Genomic DNA, 26,202 nt, shown 5'->3' on the forward strand with positions numbered 1-26,202 from the left:
ATAGCTAGAGGTAAATCTAAAATTGAATAATTTCAGCTATTGCCAATTTCCACTTCTTTCCAGACAATGCTTAAAAGTAGTAGGCTGTATCTGGAAGGATTTCGGTAGCTAAAGATGACCACCGGATACATCCTCATCGCAGCAATTTTGATTTTGGGAGGCGTAATTGCCACCGTGGGCGATCGCATCGGCACACGAGTTGGCAAAGCCCGCCTCTCACTTTTTAAGCTTCGTCCAAAAAACACCGCAGTACTAGTAACAATTTTTACTGGTGGTTTGATTTCAGCATCAACTTTAGGGATTTTATTCGCTGCCGACGAAGGCTTGCGTAAAGGAGTCTTTGAGTTAGAAGATATTCAAACAGACCTGAGACACAAGCGGGAACAGCTAAAAACCGCAGAAACTCAGAAAAGTCAGGTAGAAGGTGAGCTAAACCAAGCAAGAATTGCCCAAGCAAAGGCCCAACAAGATTTACAAGCAATTAATCAGTCCTTACAGGCAGCAAATGCCAAACAAAGACAAACACAAGCTCAGTTAAACCGCACCATCAGTCAACAAGCTCAAACCCAAACTCAACTCCAACGCACTCAAGGTCAACTAGATCGGGTTGTAACTCAATACCAAAAAGCCATAGCTGAATTGCAAAGCGTTTACGACCAGAGGAAGGCACTACAGGCGGCAGTTGAACTATTGAAGACAGAACGTCAAAGACTCTATGCAGAAGCGAAAAAAGCCATTGACGAAGCCAAAACAGCAATTGAAAAACGCGATCGCGAACTTGCTAACCGTCAAGAAGCCATAGAAGCGCGCGATCAAAAAATTTCCCAACTAGATCAACTAATTCAAAAGCGGAATGTAGAAGTTGCAGCACGAGAGCAAGTGATTGCCAAACGCGAATCGCGTCTCAAAGAATTAGAAGCACAACAGGAGGAATTAGAACAAGAAGTTGCCAGACTGGAAAAATATTATCAGTCCTACCGCGACCTGCGTTTGGGTAAGCTGGCCTTAGTTCGTGGTCAAGTTCTGTCTGCTGCTGTCGTTCGTGTTACCCAACCTGCTGCTGCTCGTCAGGCAGTGGTACAACTTTTACAAGAAGCCAATCGCAACGCCAACCTCGAATTAAGCGAACCTGGTGCAAATTCTGCCAACGTAGAGCTACTGCGTGTTACCCAGGATCGGGTCGATCAACTGAGCAAGCAGATTAGCGATGGTCAAGAATACGTGGTACGAATTTTCTCGGCTGGTAATTATGTCAGGGGAGAAAAGCAGATAGAATTTTTTGCCGATACAGCGCGGAATCAACTGGTTTTTTCGGGAGGTGCGGTGCTGGCCACGACTACTGCCGATTCCAAAAGCATGACATCGTATCAGTTACAGCAACGCCTGGAAATACTAATTTCTGCTTCTCAATTTCGGGCCCGTAATGCCGGAATTGTCGAAAATGTGCAAGTAGAGGGGACTTTTCTCCGCTTTGTCAGCCAACTAAGACAGTATAATCAACCCTTGGAGATCAAAGCGATTGCAGCAGAGGACACTTATACAGCCGGGCCATTGAGAGTAAAATTAGTGGCAATAGTCAACGGAAAAATTATTTTTAGTACTTAAAAAATTTATTTGCACACTGTTATTAGTAAGATTTAAACATATTGAATAGCAGCCCAAATATTTGTTGTAATTGCATTTATTCTCTACGAGACGCTAGACCAAATTTCTAATTTTTAATTTTTAATTTCTTATGACTTTCCCGGAATTTTCACCAACGCAACCAGTGATTTTGGGGTTTGATCCAGGTCGAGATAAGTGTGGTTTAGCGGTGATGGGACTGGATCGGCAACTATATTATCATCAGGTCGTGCTAGCAAAAGAGGCGATCGCTATCATTGAGACACTACGTCAAAAATTTCCCATTTCCTTAATGGTCATGGGCGACCAAACTACAGCCAAGCAGTGGAGACAGAAACTATATCAGGAATTGACAGAACCTCTAAGTATTATTTTAGTCGATGAGCGTTATACAACCTTAGAAGCACGCGATCGCTATTGGCAAATGTACCCGCCTAAAGGGCTAATAAAGCTATTACCAAAAGGTATGCGGCAACCACCACGACCGATAGATGACATTGTTGCCATCCTTTTAATCGAAAGATACTTAAATCGTCTGACTGAATCAGCAGTTAGCCAATTTTAGATTTTGGATTAAAGAAAATATAGAACTTACGCACACTCTATGAATTCTTCTGGTGTGTCCGTGCCTTCTCTTCTCTTTGAGAGGCTGCGCGTTGGCGGAAGCCTCTCGTAAAGATGGCGGTTCGATTGCATTTTTGCATTTTTCTCAGGCTAAAAACTATGCAACCTAAAGGCAGATTGGCTATTAACCTTTTGAGCGATTTTTCGATAAGTCCTGGAAAAAATCTAAAATTGAATGGCTCTTAACTTCTAGAGTTCCGCGCGAATAGTAAAAGCATAGTCTCCTCCAGGTTCTAGTTGGTAATCTTGTTGCTCCAAGAATCGACCGAGGGGTTCTTTAATTAAGGCGCGGCCTTGGGAAGGCTTGACGGCAAGTTCTCCCCGGCGAAAATGCCACTGGAAATGCCACTCAAACTCACCTGCACTCACTTCGCCTTCAAGGAAGCCGTGTTGCCAGGATTGGCGAGTAATTCTGACATGGGCAATGGTTTCTGGCAGACGTTTTGCACTCACAATGCTTTATGTCAAGTGTGGAATAAAAGCCGATCATTTAGGCTACTTATTTTATTTACCAAACATAGCTTAATTAGACAAACTGACAAAGTGGGTATTTGTAGTTGACTAAGTTGTGTTCATGAGCAAAATGACTTCATGATACTGAAGTTGCCACTATGTAATCCTATCTGGGTTGTGAAAATTATTTTGTTTAACGAACCGCGTACCTCTACAAGGAAGCTACGCACAGCCTCTCGTGGAGAGCGTCTGAGGAGCGGCTGCTATGGGTTAAGAGAAGCTTTCACAATCAAAAATCATTCAATTCATCCAGTCAAAATTTTGTCAGCATCGTAACAACAAGGACTGTCGAAGTTTTTGATGATTTGAATGGAATTACTCTTCCCCTTCTGCTCCCTGCCCCTCTGCCTTTTGTGACTCCCCTCCTCTTGACTTATGCCCCTGGTGAATGCGCTACCCTTGTACTATGGTTTAAAGTAGAGTTAGCAATTAAGCTAAATAAAACTGCCAATGGTGTTTAATCCTGACTTTTTGAACGACAACTCTGAGGAACACCCTAATCAACTTCTTTCCGGCCACTCTGAGGAATACCCCAATCAGTTACTCAAATATCTACAGCATCAGTCTCCTGATGTTTTAGCGAGGATTGCTCAGTCCGCCAGCCCCGAAATTAAACAAATCATCTCGCAAAATGTCCAAGGGCTAGTGGGAATGCTCCCGGCAGAAAATTTCAACGTCCAAATCACAACAGATCGGGAAAACTTAGCTGGGCTTTTAGCCTCGGCCATGATGACGGGGTATTTTTTGCGCCAGATGGAACAAAGAATGCAGTTAGAGCATTTGTCTAATGGTCAATAATCAATAATCAATAGTCAGTAGTCAAACATTCTGGGACTATTGACTATTGACTATTTCTTTTCAGGATAAGCTCCTGATTGTACTTTGAAGGTTTGAATTTTGCCACTGCGGTTGACTTCGATCGCTATTATGTCTCCAACTTTGCTAGACTCCACCAGTCTCTGAACTTGGGCTGAGGTTTTGACAGGTCTGCCATTAACTTTTTGAATCACGTCTCCAGGAAGCAGTCCTCCACGCTTGGCTGGGGAATCATCTGTGACTCCTTTAATCACAATTCCAGCATCCTGCTGAATATTCAGTTGATTTTCTTGATTAATCTGTTGTTTTCTGATGGGAGAAAGGTCTGCCATTTCAACACCCAAGAAGGGATGTTCTACACGCCCTTTGGTAAAAAGTTCATTGGCGATCCGGGCGGCGGTCTCAATGGGGATAGCGAAACCGAGTCCTTGAGCATCAGCGCGAATGGCAGTGTTAATGCCGATCACTTCGCCTTGGGCGTTTAACAAAGGCCCACCAGAATTACCAGGGTTAATTGCGGCATCAGTTTGGATAAAGCTGACTCGCTTATCTGGGACACCAACTTGAGTGCTGGTACGATCGGTAGCGCTGATGATACCGATAGTGACAGTATTATCTAAACCTAGAGGATTGCCAATAGCGATCGCCCATTGTCCTGGCACCAGGTTTTGCGAATTGCCCAGTCTCACTGTCGGCAAATCATTCGCTTTTATTTTCACCACCGCCACATCTGTCACAGAATCAACTCCTACCACCTTACCCTCTAAACTGCGACCATCCTTGAGGGTAACTTGTACTGTATCTGTATCTGCCACTACATGAGCGTTAGTGAGTAATTCTCCATCTTCGCTCAAAATAAATCCCGATCCTGTACCGCGCTCGATGCGTTCTTGAGGAATTGGTTGGTCATCTTCTCCAAAGAATCGCCGTAAAAGGGGACTTTTCAAAGCATCAGAAATGGGATTGGCTACTTTGCGAGTGGCATTAATCCGCACCACCGCAGGGCCAACTTTTTGTACTGCCGTCGCGATAAAATTAACATTATCGCCCCCAGTAGCCCCAATCGCTCCGTTAGGAGAATTAGGAACTACAGATTCTGGAGGCGAAGCCATTGTTACATTTTTTAACTGTTGGAACGAGCGATTTTGTGGCAGGAAATAGCGACTGCCAAACAAACCTGCACCACCGCCAATTACCAGTAAAAATACATAAACCGCCAGTTGCTTTAAGGATAACTTCATAATTGTTTTGCTCAAGAACAGCAATGCAGTTGCTAATTTCTAAGTGTAGTCAAGCTAACGGCAAGTGGACAGATCAATTTACGAGAAATTAGCGATTGGGGATTGGGAATTGCGAATTGGGGATTGGGCATGATTATTGTCCTTTGTATTGCTAGTTCCTAGTTCCTAGTCCCCAGCGATGCACTGAGTTTCGACTACGCGGTAATCGAGCGAAGTCGAGATTCAACTACCGCGCAGTCGTTGTGTCCCCAGTCGCCAGCCCCTATTCCCCACTTTCCACTGTTCCCATATAAAATCTAAAGTTAATGCGCTCTTGACCTGTATACATGACTTTACCCTTTCGTCAAGTGTTTCTCTGTAGCTTAATTAGCGCCTTGGGGCTAGTAAGCATACTGCCATACCCAAACAGTACCAACGCTGCTGTGAGTGGTTGTCCAACTCCAGCTTTATCTCGCTTCCAACGCCATAAAGTTGTTCGTGGCGAAACTTTGGAGAGCATAGCGCAGCGCTACAATCTCATTTCTACAACTATTATCGGCATGAATCCAGCTTTGCAGAATGGTGCAATACCTGCGGCGGGTTCCACCTACATAGCCGTTGGTAGTGTGCTTCAAATTCCTCCCTACAATGGGATTGTAGTCGAAGTGCCTCGCGGTGAAACTTGGCGACAAGTAGCGGCACAATACAAAGTTCGGGCTGATAGCCTTTTTGAGGTGAATGGCTGCCAACAAGACCCCAGAATCGTGTTTGTTCCGGGGGTAAACTGGTCGCCCAATGGTGTTGTAACCAAGTCCCCTTTACCTAGTGATGCAAGTACACCAAACCGTGCATCCTTGTCTGGATATCCCTTGGCACAAGTGGTAAATGTGGGATTAGCTTATGGCTGGCAAATTAATCCTGCCACAGGTGAAGTTTTCTTCCACAGTGGTGTTGACTTATTAGCACCAGTTGGTACTAATGTGCTAGCGATCGCCCCTGGAACTGTAGCCTTTGCCAGCGATCAAGGTTCCTATGGCAAATTGGTCATTATTAACCACAGTGGCGGACTTCAAAGCCGCTATGCCCAGCTTGAGAGTATCAAAGTTACTGTCGGCCAACAAGTGAAAAAAGGAGACTTACTAGGAACAGTAGGCACTAGTGGAAAACCAAGTTCCCCTCAACCGCACCTCCATTTTGAAGTGCGTTCTAGTTCATCTCTGGGTTGGGTAGCAGAAGATCCAAAGGGTTATTTGAAAAAATGAAGTTCGTTTTGAAACGCAGAGGAAATCTCTGTGTTCCTCTGCGAAACCTTCTCTACGAGATGCTGACGCTCCTAACGTCGCTACCGCTTCGCTAATGCGAATACGATCCTTTGCGTTAAAAAAAAGATGCTATATTTTCGCTAGATTTTACGATGTGCATTCCTGCCTCTGCAAATCTTGCAAATGCTGCATCTGCCTGTTCTGTGTAGTCCACAACACCGGGGACAACAACGGGGGAAGTGCAATCTTCTAGCAAATAAATTTTTTTCGCCAGGGTGGCATCTACCTGTTTAATTTCTGTTAATAAATCGTCAATTGTCCAAGCAACGCAGTGACTTTTAGCTTGACCACCAATAATTACTGCATCATATTCTAAAAGTTGTTTAATCAGGCGCGTGTTCTTTTGAGCGAGTGGACGTTGCTCAAAATCTTCCAACACTTCTGGACGCAAAATAGAATAGTTTTCTGTTAAGGGATTTTCACCTTTAATTTCAAATTGCGTCTGACTCTGACGCGCAATGCCGTGGAAAAATATCGCTTCTTCTACCGATGAAACTAGAGCATGACCAATACCACCCAACATAGAATGATAAGGCCAAACAGTAAGAGGATATTTACCGTCTTGACTGAGTTTTTTAAGGTAATGGTAAGCGTGTTTTTCTAATAATTCATAATTTCCATTAGTAACACTGTTAGCAACTGCTGGGTTAACTTTCCAGATACCTTGTTCAACATCTGCTGGTGTAATACTAGTAGCTGCTGGAGTGGGATGTTCTCCCGTAGCGTTCACCCAAAAGATCGGATGGAAAATTTGCGTTGCAGTGTGAGTATCTAGAGTTGGTACAATTTTCGTGATTATTCCCAAGTTTCGATAGATAAACTCACACAATCTGACGTTATCATCCACCGCCGCATTCCCGGATTTCCCACCTACAAATAGTTCAAAGCCAGGTATACAGAAGGTATTTTGGACATCAATTAATAGTAGGCAAATCCGGCTTTTATCTAAAGATGCAGGTTTGATATCGTGTTGTTTTGCCCAGATTTCAGCTTCGGCGGCACGTTCTTGATAAGGTACGCGCCAGACTTTGCCCACTTCTTCAGTCTTAAAGTGTGGAGGAATTGGTAGTTGGGGTGTTATTTGGATGTTCATAATTACAGCCGCTTTTATTCTGTAATAACATCTATAATTTCAATCCCCAAATTTTCTAAAATCTCGAATAAATCTTGCACTCCAAAGCAGTTGCATCAATCATCTAACTCCGCCATTAAATCAGCAACAGTTCCACTACGTACTTCCCTTTTAGCATAGGCTTCACGAGCTTCTGGATCTAATGCTTCTACCGCTTCTATGGTTTTCTGAAATGTAGATGTTTTTTCTAGCATAGGCTTAAAGCATTTGGTGATAAGTCTAATTTAGCTGGTGGTAGGAGCGATCGCTCCTCATTTTCCTTCCTTAATAGTATATTTGTATTATGAAAACATAAATTTAGCGATCGCTCTTTTTTAGTCTAAAGTGCAGTAATAAGGCGATCGCTTCCTAAAGTTTTCCTGCTGAACCCTGGGCGATCGCACTTAAGCTACTCAGTTAAAAAGATTTTTAGGCAATATATCTTTACAAAAGAGCAAAACTCCTCAATTGCTGTTTATTTCTTCACCTTTCTGATTCTCCATTTTTTTCTATATTAATCGTCCAAAAAAGCTCTAGCTGTGGCAATCTGGGAAACAGAGATTTATTAAATCTGATATTTGAGCAACAGCAAATTTACCTAATCAGGTTATGCAAACTCTGCCCACAGTAAACACTTCAAGCATCACATCACCTCAAGCCACCTTTGATACAACTATCAAGCGGCGTAAAACCCGCCCTGTAAAGGTGGGAAATGTCACCATTGGCGGCGGCTACCCCGTTGTGGTGCAGTCAATGATTAACGAAGACACTCTTGATATTGATGGTTCCGTGGCTGCTATTCGTCGTCTGCACGAAATAGGCTGCGAAATTGTCCGCGTCACAGTGCCAAGTATGGCTCATGCAAAAGCTTTAGGGGAAATTAAACAAAAATTAATAAAAACTTACCAAGACGTGCCAATTGTGGCTGATGTTCATCACAATGGGCTGAAAATCGCTGTGGAAGTTGCCAAGCACATAGAGAAAGTACGGATTAATCCGGGCTTGTATGTGTTTGAAAAGCCAAACATCAATCGCACTGAGTATACTAAAAGCGAATTTGACGAAATTGGCGATAAAATCCGCGAAACCTTAGAACCTCTAGTAGTTTCTTTGCGCGATCAAGGAAAATCGATGCGAATTGGGGTAAATCACGGTTCCCTCGCTGAGAGAATGCTATTTACTTACGGTGACACTCCCGAAGGAATGGTGGAATCTGCCATAGAATTCATCCGCATCTGTGAATCTTTGGATTTCCGCAACTTGGTAATTTCCATGAAAGCCTCACGAGTCCCCGTGATGGTAGCCGCCTATCGCCTCATTGCCAAACGTATGGATGAACTGGGTATGGATTACCCGCTACATTTAGGCGTTACGGAAGCCGGTGATGGCGAATACGGGCGAATTAAATCTACAGCTGGTATTGCTACCTTACTTGCTGATGGCATTGGCGATACAATTCGCGTCTCACTAACAGAAGCACCAGAAAAAGAAATTCCCGTCTGTTACAGCATTCTCCAAGCTCTGGGATTGCGAAAAACGATGGTGGAATACGTCGCTTGTCCTTCCTGTGGACGCACTTTGTTTAATCTAGAGGAAGTACTGCACAAAGTCCGGGAAGCCACTAAACACTTAACTGGGCTAGATATCGCAGTAATGGGTTGTATTGTCAATGGCCCTGGAGAAATGGCAGATGCCGACTATGGGTACGTTGGCAAAACACCTGGTTATATTTCTTTGTACCGTGGTCGAGAAGAAATTAAAAAAGTCCCAGAAGATAAAGGTGTAGAGGAATTAATTAACCTGATTAAGGCAGATGAACGCTGGGTAGAACCTTAAAGGGAGCAGAGGAGAAGGGGAGAAATCAATTCAAAATTCAAAATTCAAACACTGTTGAACTTCTGCCTCCTGCCTCCTCTTTCCCAATGCCCAATGCCCCATACCCAAAAACTTTGTATCTTTCAGCTATCAAGTTCGCCGGATTGTCAAGTATTTTGTTTAAATTAAGGATACATACTCGGTCTGTACAGTGGTAGCCTGTGTTAGATTGAGCATACTGACTATATTATTTTCCCTCTGATGCAGCTGTCATTATGGTGACTACAAAAAGTATACTTGTTTTGGGTGCTACGGCAGTGACACTCTCCACGATCGCTGTTACTAGCCTTGGCATTCATTCGCGAGGTCAGGCTTTATTTAAAGCAAGTCCTAAAGAATTAGTAGATGAAGTTTGGCAAGTTATTGAGCGCCAATATGTAGATGGTACTTTTAATCAGGTGGATTGGCAGGCTGTTCGTAAGGAATACTTGAGCAAGTCCTACAGTAATCCCCAAGAAGCGTATAAGTCCATTCGGGAAATGCTCAAAAAGCTAGATGATCCATACACCCGGTTTATGGACCCGTCCGAATTCAAGAATATGCAAGTTGATACCTCTGGGGAATTGACAGGCATTGGAATCACGATCAGTCAGGATGAAAAAACGAAGCAATTGGTTGTAATTGCGCCAATCGAAGATACACCAGCCTTTAAAGCTGGTGTTTTGGCGAAAGATGTCATCCTCAAAATCGACGGCAAAGATACTAAGGGGATGGATACCAATCAGGCAGTATCCTTGATTAGGGGTGAAGCAGGAACCCAAGTTAGCCTGACTATTGGGCGTGACGGTCAGACAAAACAATTTGATATCAAACGGGCACGAATTGAAATCCATCCAGTTAAGTTTTCCCAAAAGAAAACCCCAGCAGGGAATCTTGGTTACATTCGCTTGAACCAGTTCAGCGCCAATGCTGGTAAAGAAATGCAAAGCGCCATCAAAGATTTAGAAAGCAAAAAGGTAGCTGGATATATTCTGGATCTGCGTGGTAATCCAGGCGGCTTACTCTTCTCCAGTGTGGATATTGCCCGGATGTGGATAGATAAAGGTAAGATTGTCTCCACAGTTGAACGCCGAGGAGAGGCAGAAAAGGAAGAGGCAAACGGACGAGCCTTGACAAATAAACCTTTGGTGGTGTTGGTAGATAAAGGTTCAGCTAGTGCCAGTGAAATCCTCTCAGGGGCTTTGCAGGATAATAAGCGTGCTACTTTGGTTGGTACTCAAACCTTTGGCAAAGGACTGGTGCAATCAGTGCGTCCCCTGGAAGATGGTTCAGGATTGGCAGTGACAATTGCTCATTACTATACCCCCAATGGTACAGATATCAATCACAAAGGCATTTCGCCAGATGTGAAAGTGGATTTGACCAAAAAGCAGATGGAAGATTTGTGGCTCCATGAACGTGACAAACTCGCGACTCTTGCAGACCCTCAATTCGCTAAAGCGGTGGAAGTGATTGGTAAAAAAATTGCTGTTCAGGGCACACCTACAGCAGAAAAATGAAGAGTTAGGTAATGAAAGTTAGGAGTGAATAGTGAGGAGTTAGTAAAGTAATAAAGTCCGTCACTGTCAACTTCTAACTACTAACTAAACTGGTTGGCATTTTCCAGCCCTAATAAGTCCAACCCGACGAGCGATCGCTTCTTCTTGCGAATTAAAAGGCCCCCACTGTTCTATAATTTCTAGATTATCGTCGTCAACTTGGTCGCTGGGGATAATTTCACAGTTTCCAACAGAACGCTTGACAATATACCAAGTTTGTGAATTGCTCATATTTTAAATAAAAATCTTGTTTTTATAGTAAGAATTTTACGCCATACAGAAAATATCTTCGCACTTGCTGAATCTGGGATTTAGCAAGTGTAATCGTATAATTAGTTTTTATTCGGATCAATAATATCTTAGATGCTTGAGGGTCGTTTCTGTAGCTAACTCTACACTCAAAAGATTTTCTCTGCTAATTCGTTATCTTTTGGCCTTTATATTAGCTGGGCAAAATGAAGAAATAGAGCTAGAAATTACACCAGATGGTAGTACAGAACCATGAATAAGGTAAACTATGCAGCAATGAGCGACCAAGAGCTAAAGAGTTACTTTATCACCCACAAGGATGATAAGGAAGCCTTTTATGCTTACATGGATAGACGAAAATCTCGTCATCGTGATGTTGCAATACAATTAAACGATCCGGCTTGGGAAGAAAAAATAATTGCTGTAATTCAGAAACAATTAGGTTCTGATTGATAACTTAATAATTTCATATTCTTAATCGAGGTGAACAAAATTTTTGTAATCACCTCGATTTCTCAGATAAATTTACCTTTACTAATACTTCCGCTCTTTTGGCTCAAACATAGTAATCGCCACTGGCCGATATTGAATATCAATTCCGGCTGGTGAATAATAAGCCATTGTGTGTTTGAGAAAGTTCGTATCATCTCGCTGGGAATAATCTTCGCGGAAATGAGCGCCACGGCTTTCTTGGCGATTTAGAGCTGATACCAAAATGGTTTGCCCTACTACCATCAAACTTCGCAATTCTAAGGCTTCTACGAGTTCTGTATTCCAGCAACTACCTTTGTCATCTAAATAAATTTGCGGGTATTTTTGTTGTATTTCTTCTAGTTTCTGCAAACCTTCAGTCATTAATGACTCAGTGCGGAAAACACCACAGTACTCAGTCATACAATCTTGGAAGGCTTCACGGACTTGATTAATGCGGTACTGTCCTGGTTGTTCTAGCAAAGCTTGAATTTGTTGCTGGGCTTCTGTTAGATATCGTTGCTCATCTACAGAGGGTAACTTACGTTTTTGCACAAATTTGGCGATCGCAGCTCCAGTTCTTTTACCATAAACTACACATTCCAATAGTGAATTACTGCCCAAGCGATTCGCCCCATGTACGGAAACACAAGATGTTTCACCCGCAGCAAAGAAAGCCTCAACTAAACCATCGCCACTACTGCGAACTTGACCATCGGTGTTAACTGGGATACCACCCATACAATAGTGAATTGTCGGACGGACTGGCATCGGTTGAGTTACTGCGTCAACACCTACTAAACGATGGGCTTCTTCCCAACAGAAGGGAACGCGACTCATAATTTTTTCTTTGCCCAGATGGCGCAGATCCAGATAGACGAAGGGGCCACCAGCACTGCCATTGAGATGAATACCACGTCCGGCGCGAATTTCGTAAGCGATCGCTCGTGAGGTAATATCACGAGGAGCTAGTTCCATCCGACTGGGCGCATAGTTCGCCATAAAGCGATCGCCTTCACTGTTAATCAGATACGCCCCTTCACCCCGTACCGCTTCCGAAATCAGCACCCCTACCGGATATAAGCCAGTAGGATGAAACTGCACAAATTCCATATCTTCTAGGGGCAAACCTGCGATCGCAGTCATTGCCAAACCATCACCCGAAGAAGCGTAATCATTGGAGGTAGTGTTATAAACGCGACCATAGCCCCCGGTGGCAAACATCACCGCCTTAGCCCGCACCACCTCGATATGTCCATCCAAAAGATGGAACATGACCACACCCTTGGCCTCATTTTCTTCTAAAATGAGACGCATCACGTACCACTCTTCATAAACTTGCACCCCATAACGCCGCAAATTGTTAACCAATTCGTGCAAAATCGCGTGACCGGTTTTGTCAGCAGCGTAACAAGTGCGGTTGTGAGAATGTCCACCAAAAGCTCTTTGGGCAATGCGCCCATCCGGTAAGCGAGAGAACAAAACGCCGAGATGTTCCAAGTCAATTACCACATCTGGCGCTTCTTGGGTGAGAATTGCCACAGCATCTTGGTCTGCTAAGTAATCAGAACCCTTGACAGTATCAAAAGCATGTGCTTTCCAACTATCTTCGGAATCAACATTTTTCAGCGACGCAGCCATACCACCTTGAGCCGCAACCGAATGGGAACGAATTGGGTGGGTTTTGGCAACCACAGCAATATTTAAACTAGGGTCAATACGGGCGATTTCCACAGCAGCGCGACATCCCGCCAATCCACCCCCGACAATAATCACATCATGTTCCAGCATATTTAGCCCCCGACTGCAAACCCCTGCTGTTCTATTGTAGAGACGTGATGAATCAGGCAGTGCGTTGCAACAGTGGCATCTCTACAAAAAAATCCCTGCTTATAGACAGGGATTTTATGACAAATTTTGAAATTAGGAGTGAAAAGTTAAAAATGAAGAGTTATGGCACAGATAGAGTAACAGTGACTCATAACTCCTGTACAGACGCGATTAATCGCATCTCTACTCCTAACTCCTAACTATGTTAGCTAGTTGCTTGTACAGGTTGTTGCTGAGACACATTACCTGGTATGGGTTCCATTTTGGTTCCTGGGCCTACAGGAGTGACTTCAATATGATTTAACAAGGTAGTGACAAACGCAAACAACAAGAAAGGTAGCGATAGCAGAACGACAAGGCCCGCCGTTGCTAAGGCATACACAGGTCGCTTGGCACCCATTAGTGCCAAGGCTGACGCCAAACTTAGGGTAATTGTAATTAACCAAACAATTATTTGACCGTAGATATCACCGAAAGTCAGGGTACAGACAAACCGATACTTTTGAATATTATTTCCGCTCATCACATTTGCCTCAAGTCTCTCCTAATAGGTTCTACGTTAGAACTATGTTTGCCTTGTCGGCAATTTCTAAATATTTTTGCAAGCTTCGTAATATCACTTCACAATCAAGCCGCCTTTGGCGACAAGGCAGCGATGCTAGAAAAAACCTTTTCTCTTCATAAAAGAGGTCGCAATCCCGATTGCCTCCTTAATAAATAGTCTTTTTGGTTAATGTCATCTGTCAAATTGAGGATATTCAGAATATATATAGGAATCCGGTTTGATTACTGGAATCACTTGGCTTAGTAGGCAATAGGCAAAAGGATTTCAGATGATTGAGGTATACCGAATTTTTTTCAAAAATCAAATATGAGTCCTATAGCAATTCAATTTAATTGTGAAAATTGCAACCCGTAGATACCTGAGTTTTTTGAGAAGTCTGGTATCTATGTTGATCACGAATGATTCAGGATTGCTATAGGATCTAATTTTTTGCTAGTAAATATTAACTAGAGAAATCAAGGAAATTCAGGATGTAAAACCGATTTTTTGATGTTAAATTTTGAGTATTGCCCGAATTTGTTGACTTAAATCAACAAAAACCTTTATTTTTCGTGGCAACATTGTTTTAGGAGTGAATGTGAATACTATTTTTCTTCGTAAAGGTGTTTTTTGGTTGCCAAGTATAGCTGCTCTTGCATTTCTCAGTAGCGGCTTATCTGCAAGTGCCCAGACAGTAGACAAGGTGAGCAGTCAGTCATTAACTGAACCTTCCGCAACCGTAGCGTCTCCTAACGACTTTAGTCCAGAACTAGATACTACAAGCCCAAATCTCTCTACAGAAACAACTGAAACTTTTACAGTTAGAAATCTAACTCAGGTACAGGAAAACGCTAGTGTAACACCTACACCTGTTCCCGGCACAGTGGCAACCTCATCTGCGACGCTCACCTCTGAGTTTGTACAACCGACTTCTCAAACTCCTGCTCAACCATCTGCTACCAAAGTAGCGCAATCAGATATTGATTTAGGTAGAACTACTCGTGGTGGCAGTAGCTATCTTGGCATTGCTGCTAACATTGGTTTGAGCGGTGGTGACACGTCTTTGGGCGACGGTAACTTCGCCGTAGTTAGTAAAATCGGACTGACTAATTCTATATCGGTGCGACCCTCAGCCGTATTTGGGGACAACACCACAGTTTTACTTCCGATCACCTACGATTTTAGCTTCAAATCAGCAGATGCTTTTAGCGAACCATTAGCGATCGCACCTTACGTCGGAGTAGGTGCAGCTTATAAAACTGGTGATGATTCGCAATTTGCCTTTTTGGTATCTGGTGGGATAGATGTGCCTCTAAGTTCTCAATTTACAGCAACAGCTGCTATCAATGCTGGATTCTTTGATGAAACTGATGTGGGCTTGTTATTAGGAGTTGGTTACAACTTTAATGGGCTTTAAGTAATTAGGAGTTAGGAGTTATAAGATTAAATTTACAACTCATAACTCCTAACTTTCTATTTGGGGGTAACTTTATCAATTACCTTGATTGTGCCATCGTCTCCTACTGTCCAAACATCGTATACACCGACGACATCACCGTTAGCATCAACATCTACGTTGCCGCTAGCTCCTTGGTAGTTAATCTTTTTACCATCTTTAAGTAACTTCAGTCCCTCGCAGACATCAGTAACTTCTGTGCCAGGCCCATCAGCAACTTCCCGGATTTTGCTGGCTATACCAACGCCCGTATTTTCCTTAGCAGCTTGCGCCGCCAATGTTAATAAAGCAGCTGCATCCCAAGCTTGAGGAGCGTATTCCCCAGGCGCACCACCTTTTTTATCCTTCCACAGTTTGGTGAAAGCTTCTAATGCTTTACCATCGGAACCCGGTACTGTACCGATCGCTCCTGTTAAAATATATTTACCATCACTGCCTTTGCCAACTTGTTCGGGAAAAGTAGGTGATTTTACCCCATCTGTCAGCAGAATCTGTACTCCCTTCGCCACACCTTGCTGATAGGCGGCTTTCAGGAACAGACTACCAGTTTCTGCATAGAGTACAGCTAAGACTGCATCTGGCTTACCAGCAAAAGCAGCAGCCGCTTCTGTATCAAATGTTTGAGCTTTTGGGTCGTAGCGGACAGGCTTATCTTTATTAACTATAGTTCCACCCAATTTTTCAAAAGTTTGCACGAATGCTTTTTCAAACCCTACGCCATAGTCGTTATTAATTACGACTGTAGAAACTCGCTTGAAACCTTTTTTTCTGGCAAGTTGAGCTAAAGCTAGTGCTTGGTAGGTATCGGGAGGAGCGGTACGTGCCCAAAAGCCTTTATAGTCGCCTTTTTGAGCCTTGTCGGTAAATACGGGACTGGTACTACCAGGAGAAACCAGCATAACTTTATTCGGCGTGGCAATTGAGACAGCTGCACTAGAAACGCTACTGGCAAAAGAACCAACTACACCTGCTACTTTATCTAAAGTTGCTAACTTGGTCATCCCAGCTGCACCTGCTCTTGGGTCGGTTTGGTCGTCTACTTGCACCAAGGTAACGGGTTCGCCATTCACTCCACCGCAAGCGTTGACTGTATCGACCAGTAAAGGTACGGAACCTAGCATCTGCTGTCCTACAGAAGCCAAGTCGCCTGTTGTCGGTAGCAATGAACCAATTTTTAGCCCTTTAGTATTACTTGTGGTAGTTGAGTTTGCTGCTGGGGTAGCGGTAGTTGCGTTGTTAGCTGTGCCATTGGGCGTACTGCTATCACCACAAGCCCCTACTAGAAACCCAGTTGCTAGGGTAGCTATACTTAAACTTAAGACGGCGCTAATTTTTCTCATAAATTACTTTTACTCCTCAGATATTTAGGAGCCTAAAAATAAAATCCAAACTAGATTTGTAACTTAGCTGGATCTTATCAAGATTCCAAAAGATAAATCATATCATCCATCTTTAGGAGTAGAAATATTTACGCCGATATTAGTATTTCTTTTTTACACAAAATATATGTGTATCAAAACCTGAAAAACGGAGAGGGAGGGATTCGAACCCTCGGTACGGAGTTGCCTGCCGTACAACAGATTAGCAATCTGCCGCTTTCGACCACTCAGCCACCTCTCCATGACTCACGAATATCAATGTTACCAGACTTGCCATTAAGAGTCAATAGTCATTTGTCATTGGTCATTTGTCGTTGGTTATCTATAAAACACTGATGACTAAAGACTAGGGACAAATGACTAATTTTTTAAAGGACTTGCGATCGCATCCAAGCTATGGGCAAGGTGCGTAACTTTTTCCACTGGGGAACAAAAGCCCGCTGACTGAATACATCGTAATCGTTGCTTTCAATCGCCTCCAAAATTTGACCGTACAGCATTGATGCTGCCCATACAGGCCAACGGGCATCGGATGCTAAATAAGTAATTCCCTGGTCGGATATGGTATAAAATTGGCGGGCGCGGTCAATTTGAAAGCGCATCAATGCCCGCCAACGATCGTCTACCACACCTTTGAAGAAGTCTTTCTCGGTATAGTTAAATTTTGCCAAGTCTTCCAGGGGAATGTAGATCCGTCCCCGTTTGGCATCTTCTCCCACATCCCGCAGGATGTTGGTGAGTTGATTGGCAATTCCGAGAGCGATCGCTTCTTCTATGGGAACATAAGGTTGTTTGTTCTGTTGCCACGGTGCTGCATATATGGTGTTATCCACACCCATAACTGATGTTGACATTAAGCCAACAGTGCCAGCAACGCGGTAACAGTAGAGGTATAAATCCTCAAAGGTTTCATAACGACTGCGATATAAGTCCATGCGCTGACCGGCAATCATATCCCGAAATGGTTGAATGTCCATCGGAAAGCGCTGGAGGGTATCAACTAAAGCTACATCGTAATTTTCTAATGGACGCCCCGCAAAAATCGATTCCAGCTGCTGTTCCCATAGGTCTAGGGTTTCTGGCGTGGTAATAGCAGATGCGGGGCCATCCACCAATTCATCTGTACGGCGACACCAAGCGTAAATTGACCAAATAGATTGACGTTTTACCGGACTCATCAGCAAAGTACCCAGGTAAAAAGTCTTGGCATACTTTGCTGTGAGATGCCGACAAAGTTTGTATGACTCGTCTACAGAGACCAGCGTTTTCATGCGCGGCGGGGAATCAGGCAGTTGCAGCATTCGTTGCGGGCGGTCGGGTGAGCGTTTGCAGGTTTGAGGAATTTGCTACCGGGAGGGCCTCAGAAATCGCCTGCGCTGTCAGCTTACCAGAAAGTACGGCACCTTCCATACTGGCTAAGTAGCGTTGCATGGTGTAATCCCCTGAGAGATAGAAGTTACTAATGGGGGTTGTTTGCGAGGGACGGTACTGTTGACGACCAGGGGTCGCTTTGTAAACTGAACGGGGCGTTTTCACCACATGAGATTTCAGCAATGTTGCTGGATTGTCTCCCCCGAAGTGGTCGGGGAAGAGTTTTTCTAACTCGGCAATAGTTGCAGCCACAATCTCCTCATCGGATTTGGCAATCCAATCTTTTGCCGGGGCTAGAACTAATTCCAGCATCGAGCGTTCGGGGTTGGCGTATTCACGGCAGGTATTGCTCATATCAGCATAAACGCTTAGGAGGGGCGATCGCGAGAATAGCAAGTGATCAATTTGCGTAAGTTTACGATCGAACCACAAATGCACGTTAATCACAGGTACGCCTTCCAACCCGTCTAACTTTTGGAAAAACTCCATTTCTTTCCAAGGTGCTGGCAAAATCACCTTCAGAGGGTCAACCGGCATGGCAGATACATACAAATCCGCCGTGAAAACTTCATCTTCGTCTCCATTCAACCCCCGCATCAAGTAACCTTTGACGCTACCATCGGCGTTTAGCAAAATCTCTTTTAAAGGGGCATTCAAACGGACTTCTCCACCGCGTTCGGTGATGTAATCCACTAGAGGTTGACACAATCGTTCTGTTGGCGAACCATCCAGAAAGGCCATTTTCGAGCCTTTTTTTTCTTGGAGGAAACGATTGAGGGCAGTTAAAAGAATGGTTGCTGAAATTTCATCTGGCCCGATGAAATTCAGCGACTTGGCCATAGCAATAAAAACTTCTTTATTGACCCGTTCTGGAATTTTGTGTTTACGCAGCCAATCTGTCCAGGAATATTTGTCCATTTCTTCAACGTACTTTTGCCCCTGAATCATGGCCGGCAATAACCCGATGCCAAAGCGAATTTTTTCTGGCCATGTCAGCATGTCGTTGTTTCGCAGAATTGCCACTATACCATTAATTGGTGCTGGCAAATCTGGGAAATCAAAGCGACTGTAAGTACCAGGTGCATCTGGCTGGTTGAAGATCATTGTGTGTTCTTTCCACTGCAATCGATCTTCAATGTCCAGTTCTTTGAATAACTGCAACATATTGGGATATGCGCCAAAAAAGATGTGCAGACCTGTTTCGTACCAGTCTCCATCAGCATCTTTCCACGCGGCCACTTTACCGCCTAGAACGTCTCGACGTTCCAAGACAATGGGTGTGTGACCTGCGTCTGTAAGATATTTCGCGCAGGAAAGTCCTGCTAGTCCCGCTCCCGCGATCGCTACTCGCATGTAACCCTACTGCTCTTCAATATTTCTTAACCGTTTTGTCGTTCTCATTATACGTTGCAATCCGTTACATTTGGCAGTGATTGTGCGATCGCTTCCCCAAAAAACTTTTGCCAAAGGGAATTTTACCTACGCGCACTTGCCCAAGCAAATTGCCAATACCATTGTTGGCAATAGCTTTGTGGCGTACACTTTCTCTATATTTACATGCAAGTGATTTAGGTAAACAAAAGTATTTCCTTTGACTGAAAATAGCTAATTTTAAAAGTTGTCTGAAAGGAGTTGATTTCTTGGCTAATTTGTGTATTTGCTATTAGGAAACATCTGGGGCATTACTTAAAGAAAACTTTCCTCTCCCGATAAAGGTGTAGGATAAATGTTTATGTCCTCTAGGTTGAACAACCAAGTTGTTTACCGCACAACTTAATAGGTAAAAGATTATGGGTGTATCGCAGGAGCTAAGGCGCTTTGGACATCACTTAATTTTAGGTATTTCCGGCACGACATTAAGCGATGACGATAAACGCGCACTCAATGAATTAAAACCGATTGGGGCGATATTTTTTGCTAAGAACTTTTTGGATGGCACTCCATATCAGGTTTGGCTGGAAAGCTTCAAAGATTTGAATAACCAGATACGAGAATATACTGAGCGTGATTCCATGTTCCTCACTCTCGATCATGAAGGAGGTCGTGTAATTCGTACACCATTGCCAATTACCCGCTTTCCTCACGCTTTTTTGCTGCGATCGCACGCTTATGAAATAGCAAAAGCCACAGCAGTAGAATTAAAATCACTGGGAATCAATTTGTCTTGGGCACCTGTAGCAGATATTTTTTCCCATCCCGATAACCCTGTGATTGGGTCTCGCGCCTTTGGTAACACTCCTGAAACTGCTACTCAAGGTGCGCGTGACTATTACCTTGGACTTCGAGATTCAGGAATTTTGGGATGTGCTAAACACTTTCCCGGACATGGAGACACCAGTAAAGACTCTCACATTGAGCTACCAATACTGAATTTAACTTTAGAAGACCTGCGACTTCGAGAACTTATACCTTTCAAAGCCTTAATCGAAGTACAAATTCCTTTGATTATGACTGTCCATATCTTATTTCCCAGAATAGATCCTGATGTCCCAGGAACGCTTTCTCAGGCTATCCTCAAAACCATACTTAGAGAGGAACTTGGCTTTGAAGGAGTAATTGTATCTGATGATTTGGATATGAAAGCGATCTCAGATATGTTTATGAAAGCTGGTACTGTGGCGCGGTCATTTAATGCAGGCTGTGATCTGTTTATTGTATCGCGTAATATTAATTCATCATCTATTGAAAGAACTTATCGGATTGCTGAAGATTTTGCTGATTCGCTCAGTAACGGTAGCTTAGATGAAGCAGTCGTAGAAGCAGCCAGAGAAAGAATTGAGAAACTACTGGCAGTAACACCGCAATATCCCATACATGCTTTGGATAAAGATGTATTATTACAACATGCTCAACTAGCGATCGCTAGTTGCTATTCATAACCCAACGCCCATTCAAGTTGCATATTAGCGATTGCCAAAAGGCTAACCAAGATTGCATTTCTTAATTTTGAATTTTGAGTCGCACCTTTGGTGCGCTAGAAGCGCAACTTGAATTTTGAATTGTTTAATGGGTGGTATAGGGGTCGAACCTATTTCTGCGGGTTAAAAGCCCGCTGCACAGCCGGTATGCCAACCACCCTAGTTGATTTGAAAAAGAAATGAGCAAGTGCGATTTGTAATACCAACATTTAGATATAAATCCACCAGGGAGGTACTGCCCCTCCTGTTTCTGTGTTATCAGCACAGCGCCTCACTTTTCGGCTTCAGGTGGAAAAGAGGAAGATGGAGGAATCGAACCCCTACAGTTGCCCATACCCTGGTTTTCAAGACCAGTTGCCGTCCATTCAGCGGCATCTTCCATTCAAGGGTGCCTGACGGGACTTGAACCCGCTATGACTGGTTCCACAAACCAGCGCCTCGACCACTTTGGCTTCAGACACCATCATCAGTGGAATCAATGGGAATTGAACCCATAACCTCCTGCTTGCAAGGCAGGCGCTCTAGCCATTTGAGCTATGACCCCATAAAAATTCAAAATTCAAAATTCAAAATTAAAGACATTTTCAAACGGGAGTGGTAGGACTCGAACCCACAACTTTCGAGGTAGAAGCTCGAAGCTCTATTCCATTGAGCTACACTCCCAATATTTGGTAGTCCTGGCAGGATTTGAACCTGCAACCTCTTGCTTGTAAGGCACTTGCTCTACCGTTGAAGCTACAGGACTACGCAAGCGAGTGGAGGGACTTGTTCGCACAGCGTTCTCGAAGAGTACCCACGCACTGAATATGGCGTACTCAGATGCTACCGATTACATCACACCCGCAAATTTTTAAAGCGGATAACGAGACTTGAACTCGTGCCTAGAGTTTGGAAGACTCAGATGCTACCGTTACACCATATCCGCATTCTGGAGCTGGTAACAGGAATTGAACCTGCAACCTACTGATTACAAGTCAGTTGCTCTGCCAATTGAGCTACACCAGCACTAATTTTGGTGACGGGGGCAGGAGTCGAACCTGCCGATGTTCAGGTTATGAGCCTGACGAGCCACCGTTGCTCTATCCCCGCATATTCACCAATACCCCTGACTGGATTTGAACCAGCAACCTCTTCGTTCTAAGCGAAGCGCCTCTTCCGTTGGGCTACAAGGGCGAAATCTGAGTGGTAGGGATTGAACCTACGACCTGGAGTTCCCGAAACTCCCGCGCTCCCAACTGCGCCACACCCAGATATTTTGGTACTCCCGACAGGATTTGAACCTGCAAAAAACTAGATCCTCGGTCTAGTGCGTCTTCCATTCCGCCACGAGAGCTTAGTACCCCTGACAGGATTTGAACCTGCAAAATCTGGACTCTGATTCCAGCACGTATGCCAGTTCCGTCACAGAGGCATATCGGGATGGCAGGATTTGAACCTGCGACTCCATGCTCCCAAAGCATGGCTTCTGGCCACTGAATTACATCCCGTTAGTACTCCTGGTGGGAGTCGAACCCACAACTAAACAGATTTTAAGTCTGCCACCTCTTCCAATTGGGCTACAGGAGCAAAGTTTGGTACTCTTGGTGGGAATCGAACCCACAACATACCGTTTTTGAGACGGCAGCCTCTTCCAGTTGGGCTACAAGAGCAGAGTTTGGCAGCCCCACCAGGACTCGAACCTGGAATCTTCGCCTTCAAAGGGCGCTATGTTGCCAATTACACCACAGGGCTTTATTGCCAGGGCAGGGTTTGAACCTGCAACCTCATCGTTCAGAGCGATGCGACTTCCCAATTCGTCCACCCGGCAATGAATGGCTGCCTCAGTAGGACTCGAACCTACAACCGCGCGGTTAACAGCCGCTTGCTCTACCATTGAGCTATGAGGCAACGAAGCCCCCCAGGTCGGAATCGAACCGACGACCTCCTGTTCTTCAGACAGGCGCTAACTACCAACTGAGCTACCGGGGGATAAGGAGGAGAGATGGGTTTTACCCAGTGGACTGGTTTAATTCAACTCGAATCAGCCACTCCATCATCTCTCCCATGTAACGAGAGTGGAGGGATTTGAACCCTCACGTCTTCAGTTTCGTAGACTGAGATGTTATCCAGTTACACCACACTCTCAAAACGGAGAGAACAGGATTTGAACCTGTGACGGATATTAACTACCCGTTTCCTCTTAGCAGGAGGACGCTTTCAGCCACTCAGCCACCTCTCCACAGTGGGTCGAGCAGGATTTGAACCTGCGTGCAAAAAAGAACAGTTTTACAGACTGTCGCCTTCAACCAGACTCGGCCACCGACCCATAATGATTCCCCTGACGGGACTTGAACCCGCAATTTCTGCTTTGAAAGAACAGCGACTTAACCATTCGTCCACAGGGGCATGATTGACGCAGGGACTAGGATTTGAACCCAGAACATCGGATTTGGAGTCACGAGGTGTTTCCGTTACACCATCCCTGCATTGGTAGCAGTGGCGGGATTTGCATCCGCATCGACCCGGTTATGAGCCAGGGGCTTTACGTTAAGCTACACTGCGGCACCAAAGGCTGAGGTGAGATTTGAACTCACGATGTCGGTTTTGCAGACCGGCGCCTTCGACCACTTGGCTACTCAGCCATTTGGGAGTCCCGACGAGATTTGCACTCGCAATCTTCAGCTTGAGGAGGCAGCGCGTTGCGGAGGTTCCCTCCGTTGTAGCGACTGCCGTAGGCTGACGGCTTAAACTATTCGCCTATGGGACTTCAACCAGGGTGACGGGACTTGAACCCGCAACATTTCCGCAGACAACGGAACGCTCTAGCCAATTGAGCTACACCCCGATTTTGGGAATCTGTGCCTAAATTTTTAGGTTTTTAGGCACATGTTTTGTTGGTGAACTTGCCCATTTCTTATTCAGTTTTCAAGGTTCAGAAAAATTACTTTTTACTGTTAGAAACTGTTAGGAAAACAACCGAAACTCTAGGTAGCAAGCCTGTTGTGTATTACGGATGTATTCAGTGGTTTTGATGAGTGCAAACTTAGAACTTTTTTCGTTTATTGCCTCTACTACCGATGGTTTGCAAGTAGGAGCAGTTTTGTTAACTGGGGACTCTGGTTTATTCCAACGCCTGTCCTTTAGTTGGATGTAGAACATAAATTTGACTTTTGAGAAGCTTTGTCTTTCGCCTTACTACAAACATACTACAAAATACTACAAGAGGTGTCAAGGGGTTTCAGAAAGTTTTTTTGAAATTGTCTATAAAAGCTGCTGCACTTATATTTGAGCTTGCTAAACCCTCTGAAAAATCAAACTACAGCTTATGATTGTGTGAATCTTTAAAAGCCTGACGTGACAGATAATTCCTTCAAGCGACAACAGATAATTAGTTTTGTCGCGATCGCCTCTAGTATTACAGCTTGTAGTATTGCTCCAGGTATCTCCCCACAATCGGGATTGAACCAGCCACTAAGCAAAATCCATACTGCACTTCAAGATCCAGCAAAGGGCCAAATGAAAGCCCAATTACCGCCATCAGCCAAAGTAGAAAACCCTACTTTTACAGTCCCAGATAAATTTCAGGGAAAAACTGTTTATAAGGTGCAACCCACCAACAATGAAAAGGTTATTGCTCTCAGCATTGATGATGGCCCTTGGCCAAAGACAACCCTAGAAATGCTGGATATCTTGAAGCAAAATGATGTTAAAGCCACATTCTTTTGGGTAGGACAAGCTTTAGAAGCAAATCCAGACTTAGCCAAGCGTGAAGTAGCCGAGGGACACGCCATTGGCAACCATACTTGGCATCATTGGTATCGGCGAATGGATGAAGCCACAGCCAAGAGTGAAATCGATCGCACAGCCGATCTGATATACAAAATTACAGGAGTCAAAACTTCTCTGTTTCGTCCTCCTGGAGGCTTTTTAAATAATGGACTAGCTGCTTACGCCAAAAGCCAGAAAGATACTGTCATTATGTGGTCGCTAACTTCCGCTGATACCGATCCTCACGCCAAACCGCAGGCTTTTGTAAATAATGTCCTCAAAGGCGCAAAACCTGGTTTCATTGTTTTAATGCATGATGGTGGTGGCGATCGCCACAGAACTGTACAAGCTTTGCCACAAATCATCAGCGGACTCAAACAGCAAGGCTACCGATTTGTAACAATTCCTGAACTGCTAAAAATGACGCAATAAAGGGTGAGAAATTCTCCTCACCTGATTTTAGATTTTAAATTTGGGATTTTGGATTACTCAATCCAAAATCCCAAAATGTTTGTTCTGGCAGCATCTCCAAGAGTTACCCCCGAATTTCAACGTGAGAACAAATCCAAAATCCAAAATTGAGTTACCCAACTCATTTCGTTTATTCGCTCATCACAGAAGCACAAGATTGAGCTTCCTGCCAAAGTTTGTGCAAAAAGAACTCAGCGCGATCGCTCATAGTGGTGACAAACACACCGACAGCATCCTTAGAACTAGCTGATAGCCAAGAACCCCGCAGGGTGACTTCCATATATTCGGCATCGCACGCACAGAGGGCAATGATTTCTCTGTCATCTCTTTTTACCTCAGACTTCAGTACTTCTACTCCTGGCAAATCAACAGGAAGCAAAAAGGAAGCGGTAGTGGGTTCAATGCATAAACTTTGCCCAACTCGCAGGGCTAAAATCACTCGTTGCGCTACCCATTCTTCTAGCGACAAAGTGACACATTCCAAATCAAAACTGCTTTCAGTGTAAGTTAATTTCAGCATTCCTTATGCTCTCCTGTTATTCCAGGTTTGCTTGCATATCTATCCAAAACTGTTCAGCAAAAGAAATCGCGGGGTGCATTGGTGGTTTTGGTTTGGTACGCAGTTGCATACCAACTTCAAACAAAGTGCGATCGCCTTTACGGGAGTTACATCTTTCACAAGCTGCGACTACGTTATCCCAAGTGTGAGAACCGCCTTTAGAACGCGGCATCACATGATCTAGCGTTAGATGTTTGCTGCTGCCACAATATTGGCAACTGTGATGGTCTCGTCGCAATACTTCCCGCCGATTCACTGGCGGAACTTTCCACATCCGCTCATTAGAAGTGATTGTCAAGCGAATATGTTTTGGCACATCAATTACCAAACTGGGTGAGTGAACTTGCCATCCGCCTTCTGTGGTAAAACCCAGAGGTTGCGCCTTGTTGGTTACTAACAGTACAATCGCCCGCTTGATATTGACCCGACATAGTGGCAAGTAATTTTGAGAAAACACAACCACAGATTGCTCTAACACTTGCATTGCGTTCGCGCCGCGCCTGGAAGATATCGTCACAGCTTAACTCCTTATAAAAAAACCCCCGCTTCTTGTTTTGGTGAAGCG

General features: G+C 44.2%; 23 protein-coding genes and 30 tRNA genes. 11 read left to right on the forward strand and 42 right to left on the reverse strand.

What is annotated here, in order from left to right; all coding sequences use genetic code 11:
• Positions 1–114: 114 nt before the first annotated feature.
• A complete protein-coding gene (locus tag RMX98_RS19785; RefSeq protein WP_322678643.1) occupies positions 115–1,605 on the forward strand; it encodes a DUF3084 domain-containing protein in 1,491 nt (496 codons plus the stop codon).
• Positions 1,606–1,735: 130 nt separating this feature from the next.
• A complete protein-coding gene (locus RMX98_RS19790) occupies positions 1,736–2,188 on the forward strand; it encodes a pre-16S rRNA-processing nuclease YqgF (RefSeq protein ID WP_322678642.1) in 453 nt (150 codons plus the stop codon).
• Between the two features lie 248 nt (positions 2,189–2,436).
• On the opposite strand, the gene RMX98_RS19795 is transcribed toward RMX98_RS19790, so the two are convergent.
• Entirely contained in the window at positions 2,437–2,700 is a 264-nt protein-coding gene (locus tag RMX98_RS19795; RefSeq protein ID WP_069070640.1) for a DUF3146 family protein, read from the reverse strand.
• Positions 2,701–3,210: 510 nt separating this feature from the next.
• On the opposite strand from RMX98_RS19795, the gene RMX98_RS19800 reads away from it, so the two are divergent.
• Entirely contained in the window at positions 3,211–3,558 is a 348-nt protein-coding gene (locus tag RMX98_RS19800) for a DUF760 domain-containing protein (RefSeq protein ID WP_322678641.1), read from the forward strand.
• 50 nt (positions 3,559–3,608) lie between these two features.
• Here RMX98_RS19800 and RMX98_RS19805 read toward each other — a convergent pair whose 3' ends face one another.
• Positions 3,609–4,817, reverse strand: a complete 1,209-nt coding sequence (locus tag RMX98_RS19805; RefSeq protein WP_322678640.1) for an HhoA/HhoB/HtrA family serine endopeptidase — start codon at positions 4,815–4,817, stop codon at positions 3,609–3,611.
• A 326-nt stretch (positions 4,818–5,143) separates the two neighbouring features.
• Here RMX98_RS19805 and RMX98_RS19810 point away from each other — a divergent pair, with 326 nt between their 5' ends.
• A complete protein-coding gene (locus RMX98_RS19810; protein WP_322678639.1) occupies positions 5,144–6,058 on the forward strand; it encodes a M23 family metallopeptidase in 915 nt (304 codons plus the stop codon).
• A gap of 115 nt (positions 6,059–6,173) precedes the next feature.
• Here the strand turns inward: RMX98_RS19810 and RMX98_RS19815 are convergent, their stop codons facing one another.
• Together RMX98_RS19815 and RMX98_RS19820 are read right to left on the reverse strand one after the other, a co-directional pair.
• On the reverse strand, positions 6,174–7,211 hold the full coding sequence (locus tag RMX98_RS19815) for a cysteine hydrolase family protein (RefSeq protein ID WP_322678638.1): 1,038 nt from the start codon (positions 7,209–7,211) through the stop codon (positions 6,174–6,176).
• Between the two features lie 95 nt (positions 7,212–7,306).
• The gene (locus RMX98_RS19820) at positions 7,307–7,444 is read right to left on the reverse strand and encodes a hypothetical protein (protein ID WP_322678637.1); all 138 of its coding nucleotides are present in this window, start codon (positions 7,442–7,444) and stop codon (positions 7,307–7,309) included.
• Between the two features lie 394 nt (positions 7,445–7,838).
• Between RMX98_RS19820 and ispG the strand changes: the two genes are divergently transcribed.
• A complete protein-coding gene (gene ispG / locus RMX98_RS19825) occupies positions 7,839–9,065 on the forward strand; it encodes a (E)-4-hydroxy-3-methylbut-2-enyl-diphosphate synthase (RefSeq protein WP_322678636.1) in 1,227 nt (408 codons plus the stop codon).
• 254 nt (positions 9,066–9,319) lie between these two features.
• Complete coding sequence (gene ctpC / locus RMX98_RS19830) at positions 9,320–10,603, forward strand: carboxyl-terminal processing protease CtpC (RefSeq protein ID WP_322678635.1); 1,284 nt, start codon at positions 9,320–9,322, stop codon at positions 10,601–10,603.
• 84 nt (positions 10,604–10,687) lie between these two features.
• Here the strand turns inward: ctpC and RMX98_RS19835 are convergent, their stop codons facing one another.
• Positions 10,688–10,873, reverse strand: coding sequence for a DDE transposase family protein (locus RMX98_RS19835; RefSeq protein WP_322678634.1), 186 nt, complete (start codon positions 10,871–10,873; stop codon positions 10,688–10,690).
• A gap of 270 nt (positions 10,874–11,143) precedes the next feature.
• Here RMX98_RS19835 and RMX98_RS19840 point away from each other — a divergent pair, with 270 nt between their 5' ends.
• On the forward strand, positions 11,144–11,344 hold the full coding sequence (locus RMX98_RS19840; RefSeq protein WP_322678633.1) for a DUF6887 family protein: 201 nt from the start codon (positions 11,144–11,146) through the stop codon (positions 11,342–11,344).
• Positions 11,345–11,425: 81 nt separating this feature from the next.
• On the opposite strand, the gene RMX98_RS19845 is transcribed toward RMX98_RS19840, so the two are convergent.
• Positions 11,426–13,153 (reverse strand): succinate dehydrogenase/fumarate reductase flavoprotein subunit, encoded by a 1,728-nt coding sequence (locus RMX98_RS19845; RefSeq protein ID WP_322678632.1) that lies wholly within the window; start codon positions 13,151–13,153, stop codon positions 11,426–11,428.
• Positions 13,154–13,397: 244 nt separating this feature from the next.
• Positions 13,398–13,715, reverse strand: coding sequence for a hypothetical protein (locus RMX98_RS19850; RefSeq protein ID WP_322678631.1), 318 nt, complete (start codon positions 13,713–13,715; stop codon positions 13,398–13,400).
• Positions 13,716–14,334: 619 nt separating this feature from the next.
• On the opposite strand from RMX98_RS19850, the gene RMX98_RS19855 reads away from it, so the two are divergent.
• Positions 14,335–15,153, forward strand: a complete 819-nt coding sequence (locus RMX98_RS19855) for a hypothetical protein (RefSeq protein WP_322678630.1) — start codon at positions 14,335–14,337, stop codon at positions 15,151–15,153.
• A gap of 56 nt (positions 15,154–15,209) precedes the next feature.
• On the opposite strand, the gene RMX98_RS19860 is transcribed toward RMX98_RS19855, so the two are convergent.
• The 4 genes from RMX98_RS19860 to pds form a co-directional block, all read right to left on the reverse strand.
• Positions 15,210–16,532: an ABC transporter substrate-binding protein gene (locus tag RMX98_RS19860; protein WP_322678629.1), complete on the reverse strand. Its 1,323-nt coding sequence runs from the start codon at positions 16,530–16,532 to the stop codon at positions 15,210–15,212.
• Between the two features lie 188 nt (positions 16,533–16,720).
• Positions 16,721–16,812 (reverse strand) — tRNA-Ser (locus tag RMX98_RS19865).
• A 127-nt stretch (positions 16,813–16,939) separates the two neighbouring features.
• A complete protein-coding gene (gene crtB, locus RMX98_RS19870) occupies positions 16,940–17,872 on the reverse strand; it encodes a 15-cis-phytoene synthase CrtB (protein ID WP_322678628.1) in 933 nt (310 codons plus the stop codon).
• Positions 17,856–19,295, reverse strand: a complete 1,440-nt coding sequence (gene pds, locus RMX98_RS19875; RefSeq protein ID WP_322678627.1) for a 15-cis-phytoene desaturase — start codon at positions 19,293–19,295, stop codon at positions 17,856–17,858. Before pds ends, crtB begins: the two co-directional genes overlap by 17 nt.
• 437 nt (positions 19,296–19,732) lie before the next feature.
• On the opposite strand from pds, the gene RMX98_RS19880 reads away from it, so the two are divergent.
• The gene (locus tag RMX98_RS19880; RefSeq protein ID WP_322678626.1) at positions 19,733–20,821 is read left to right on the forward strand and encodes a glycoside hydrolase family 3 protein; all 1,089 of its coding nucleotides are present in this window, start codon (positions 19,733–19,735) and stop codon (positions 20,819–20,821) included.
• Positions 20,822–20,949: 128 nt separating this feature from the next.
• Here the strand turns inward: RMX98_RS19880 and RMX98_RS19885 are convergent.
• The 29 genes from RMX98_RS19885 to RMX98_RS20025 all read right to left on the reverse strand — a co-directional run bounded on the left by RMX98_RS19885 (position 20,950) and on the right by RMX98_RS20025 (position 23,684).
• A tRNA-Lys gene (locus RMX98_RS19885) sits at positions 20,950–21,020 on the reverse strand.
• A gap of 137 nt (positions 21,021–21,157) precedes the next feature.
• Positions 21,158–21,240: transfer RNA gene (locus RMX98_RS19890), tRNA-OTHER, on the reverse strand.
• Positions 21,241–21,247: 7 nt separating this feature from the next.
• Positions 21,248–21,321, reverse strand: a tRNA-His gene (locus tag RMX98_RS19895).
• Between the two features lie 9 nt (positions 21,322–21,330).
• Positions 21,331–21,404: transfer RNA gene (locus tag RMX98_RS19900), tRNA-Ala, on the reverse strand.
• Between the two features lie 45 nt (positions 21,405–21,449).
• Positions 21,450–21,523: transfer RNA gene (locus tag RMX98_RS19905), tRNA-Arg, on the reverse strand.
• A gap of 6 nt (positions 21,524–21,529) precedes the next feature.
• Positions 21,530–21,605: transfer RNA gene (locus RMX98_RS19910), tRNA-Val, on the reverse strand.
• Positions 21,606–21,714: 109 nt separating this feature from the next.
• A tRNA-Gly gene (locus tag RMX98_RS19915) sits at positions 21,715–21,785 on the reverse strand.
• Positions 21,786–21,789: 4 nt separating this feature from the next.
• Positions 21,790–21,865, reverse strand: a tRNA-Thr gene (locus tag RMX98_RS19920).
• Positions 21,866–21,873: 8 nt separating this feature from the next.
• Positions 21,874–21,950, reverse strand: a tRNA-Met gene (locus RMX98_RS19925).
• A 10-nt stretch (positions 21,951–21,960) separates the two neighbouring features.
• Positions 21,961–22,033, reverse strand: a tRNA-Leu gene (locus RMX98_RS19930).
• 4 nt (positions 22,034–22,037) lie between these two features.
• A tRNA-Pro gene (locus tag RMX98_RS19935) sits at positions 22,038–22,110 on the reverse strand.
• 6 nt (positions 22,111–22,116) lie between these two features.
• A tRNA-Leu gene (locus RMX98_RS19940) sits at positions 22,117–22,193 on the reverse strand.
• Positions 22,194–22,197: 4 nt separating this feature from the next.
• A tRNA-Leu gene (locus tag RMX98_RS19945) sits at positions 22,198–22,271 on the reverse strand.
• A gap of 3 nt (positions 22,272–22,274) precedes the next feature.
• Positions 22,275–22,347 (reverse strand) — tRNA-Pro (locus RMX98_RS19950).
• Between the two features lie 4 nt (positions 22,348–22,351).
• Positions 22,352–22,426, reverse strand: a tRNA-Leu gene (locus tag RMX98_RS19955).
• Positions 22,427–22,432: 6 nt separating this feature from the next.
• Positions 22,433–22,509, reverse strand: a tRNA-Leu gene (locus RMX98_RS19960).
• Positions 22,510–22,515: 6 nt separating this feature from the next.
• A tRNA-Gln gene (locus RMX98_RS19965) sits at positions 22,516–22,591 on the reverse strand.
• Between the two features lie 3 nt (positions 22,592–22,594).
• Positions 22,595–22,667: transfer RNA gene (locus tag RMX98_RS19970), tRNA-Gln, on the reverse strand.
• 5 nt (positions 22,668–22,672) lie between these two features.
• Positions 22,673–22,747 (reverse strand) — tRNA-Asn (locus tag RMX98_RS19975).
• Between the two features lie 6 nt (positions 22,748–22,753).
• Positions 22,754–22,828, reverse strand: a tRNA-Phe gene (locus RMX98_RS19980).
• An 81-nt stretch (positions 22,829–22,909) separates the two neighbouring features.
• Positions 22,910–22,984, reverse strand: a tRNA-Arg gene (locus tag RMX98_RS19985).
• A 4-nt stretch (positions 22,985–22,988) separates the two neighbouring features.
• A tRNA-Ser gene (locus tag RMX98_RS19990) sits at positions 22,989–23,078 on the reverse strand.
• 4 nt (positions 23,079–23,082) lie between these two features.
• Positions 23,083–23,165: transfer RNA gene (locus RMX98_RS19995), tRNA-Tyr, on the reverse strand.
• A gap of 7 nt (positions 23,166–23,172) precedes the next feature.
• Positions 23,173–23,244: transfer RNA gene (locus RMX98_RS20000), tRNA-Glu, on the reverse strand.
• Between the two features lie 9 nt (positions 23,245–23,253).
• Positions 23,254–23,325 (reverse strand) — tRNA-Trp (locus RMX98_RS20005).
• A gap of 2 nt (positions 23,326–23,327) precedes the next feature.
• A tRNA-Ile gene (locus RMX98_RS20010) sits at positions 23,328–23,401 on the reverse strand.
• A gap of 7 nt (positions 23,402–23,408) precedes the next feature.
• Positions 23,409–23,481: transfer RNA gene (locus RMX98_RS20015), tRNA-Cys, on the reverse strand.
• Positions 23,482–23,484: 3 nt separating this feature from the next.
• Positions 23,485–23,606 (reverse strand) — tRNA-OTHER (locus RMX98_RS20020).
• 4 nt (positions 23,607–23,610) lie between these two features.
• Positions 23,611–23,684 (reverse strand) — tRNA-Asp (locus RMX98_RS20025).
• A gap of 186 nt (positions 23,685–23,870) precedes the next feature.
• On the opposite strand from RMX98_RS20025, the gene RMX98_RS20030 reads away from it, so the two are divergent.
• On the forward strand, positions 23,871–23,993 hold the full coding sequence (locus RMX98_RS20030; protein ID WP_322678625.1) for a hypothetical protein: 123 nt from the start codon (positions 23,871–23,873) through the stop codon (positions 23,991–23,993).
• Positions 23,994–24,193: 200 nt separating this feature from the next.
• Positions 24,194–25,039: a polysaccharide deacetylase family protein gene (locus RMX98_RS20035; protein ID WP_322678624.1), complete on the forward strand. Its 846-nt coding sequence runs from the start codon at positions 24,194–24,196 to the stop codon at positions 25,037–25,039.
• Between the two features lie 169 nt (positions 25,040–25,208).
• Here RMX98_RS20035 and RMX98_RS20040 read toward each other — a convergent pair whose 3' ends face one another.
• On the reverse strand, positions 25,209–25,598 hold the full coding sequence (locus RMX98_RS20040) for an alr0857 family protein (protein ID WP_322678623.1): 390 nt from the start codon (positions 25,596–25,598) through the stop codon (positions 25,209–25,211).
• 16 nt (positions 25,599–25,614) lie between these two features.
• Positions 25,615–26,121, reverse strand: coding sequence for an HNH endonuclease (locus RMX98_RS20045; protein WP_322678677.1), 507 nt, complete (start codon positions 26,119–26,121; stop codon positions 25,615–25,617).
• Positions 26,122–26,202 lie beyond the last annotated feature (81 nt).

Origin of the sequence: Nostoc sp. DedQUE02 (assembly GCF_034531035.1) — a bacterium.
Lineage (GTDB): Bacteria > Cyanobacteriota > Cyanobacteriia > Cyanobacteriales > Nostocaceae > Nostoc.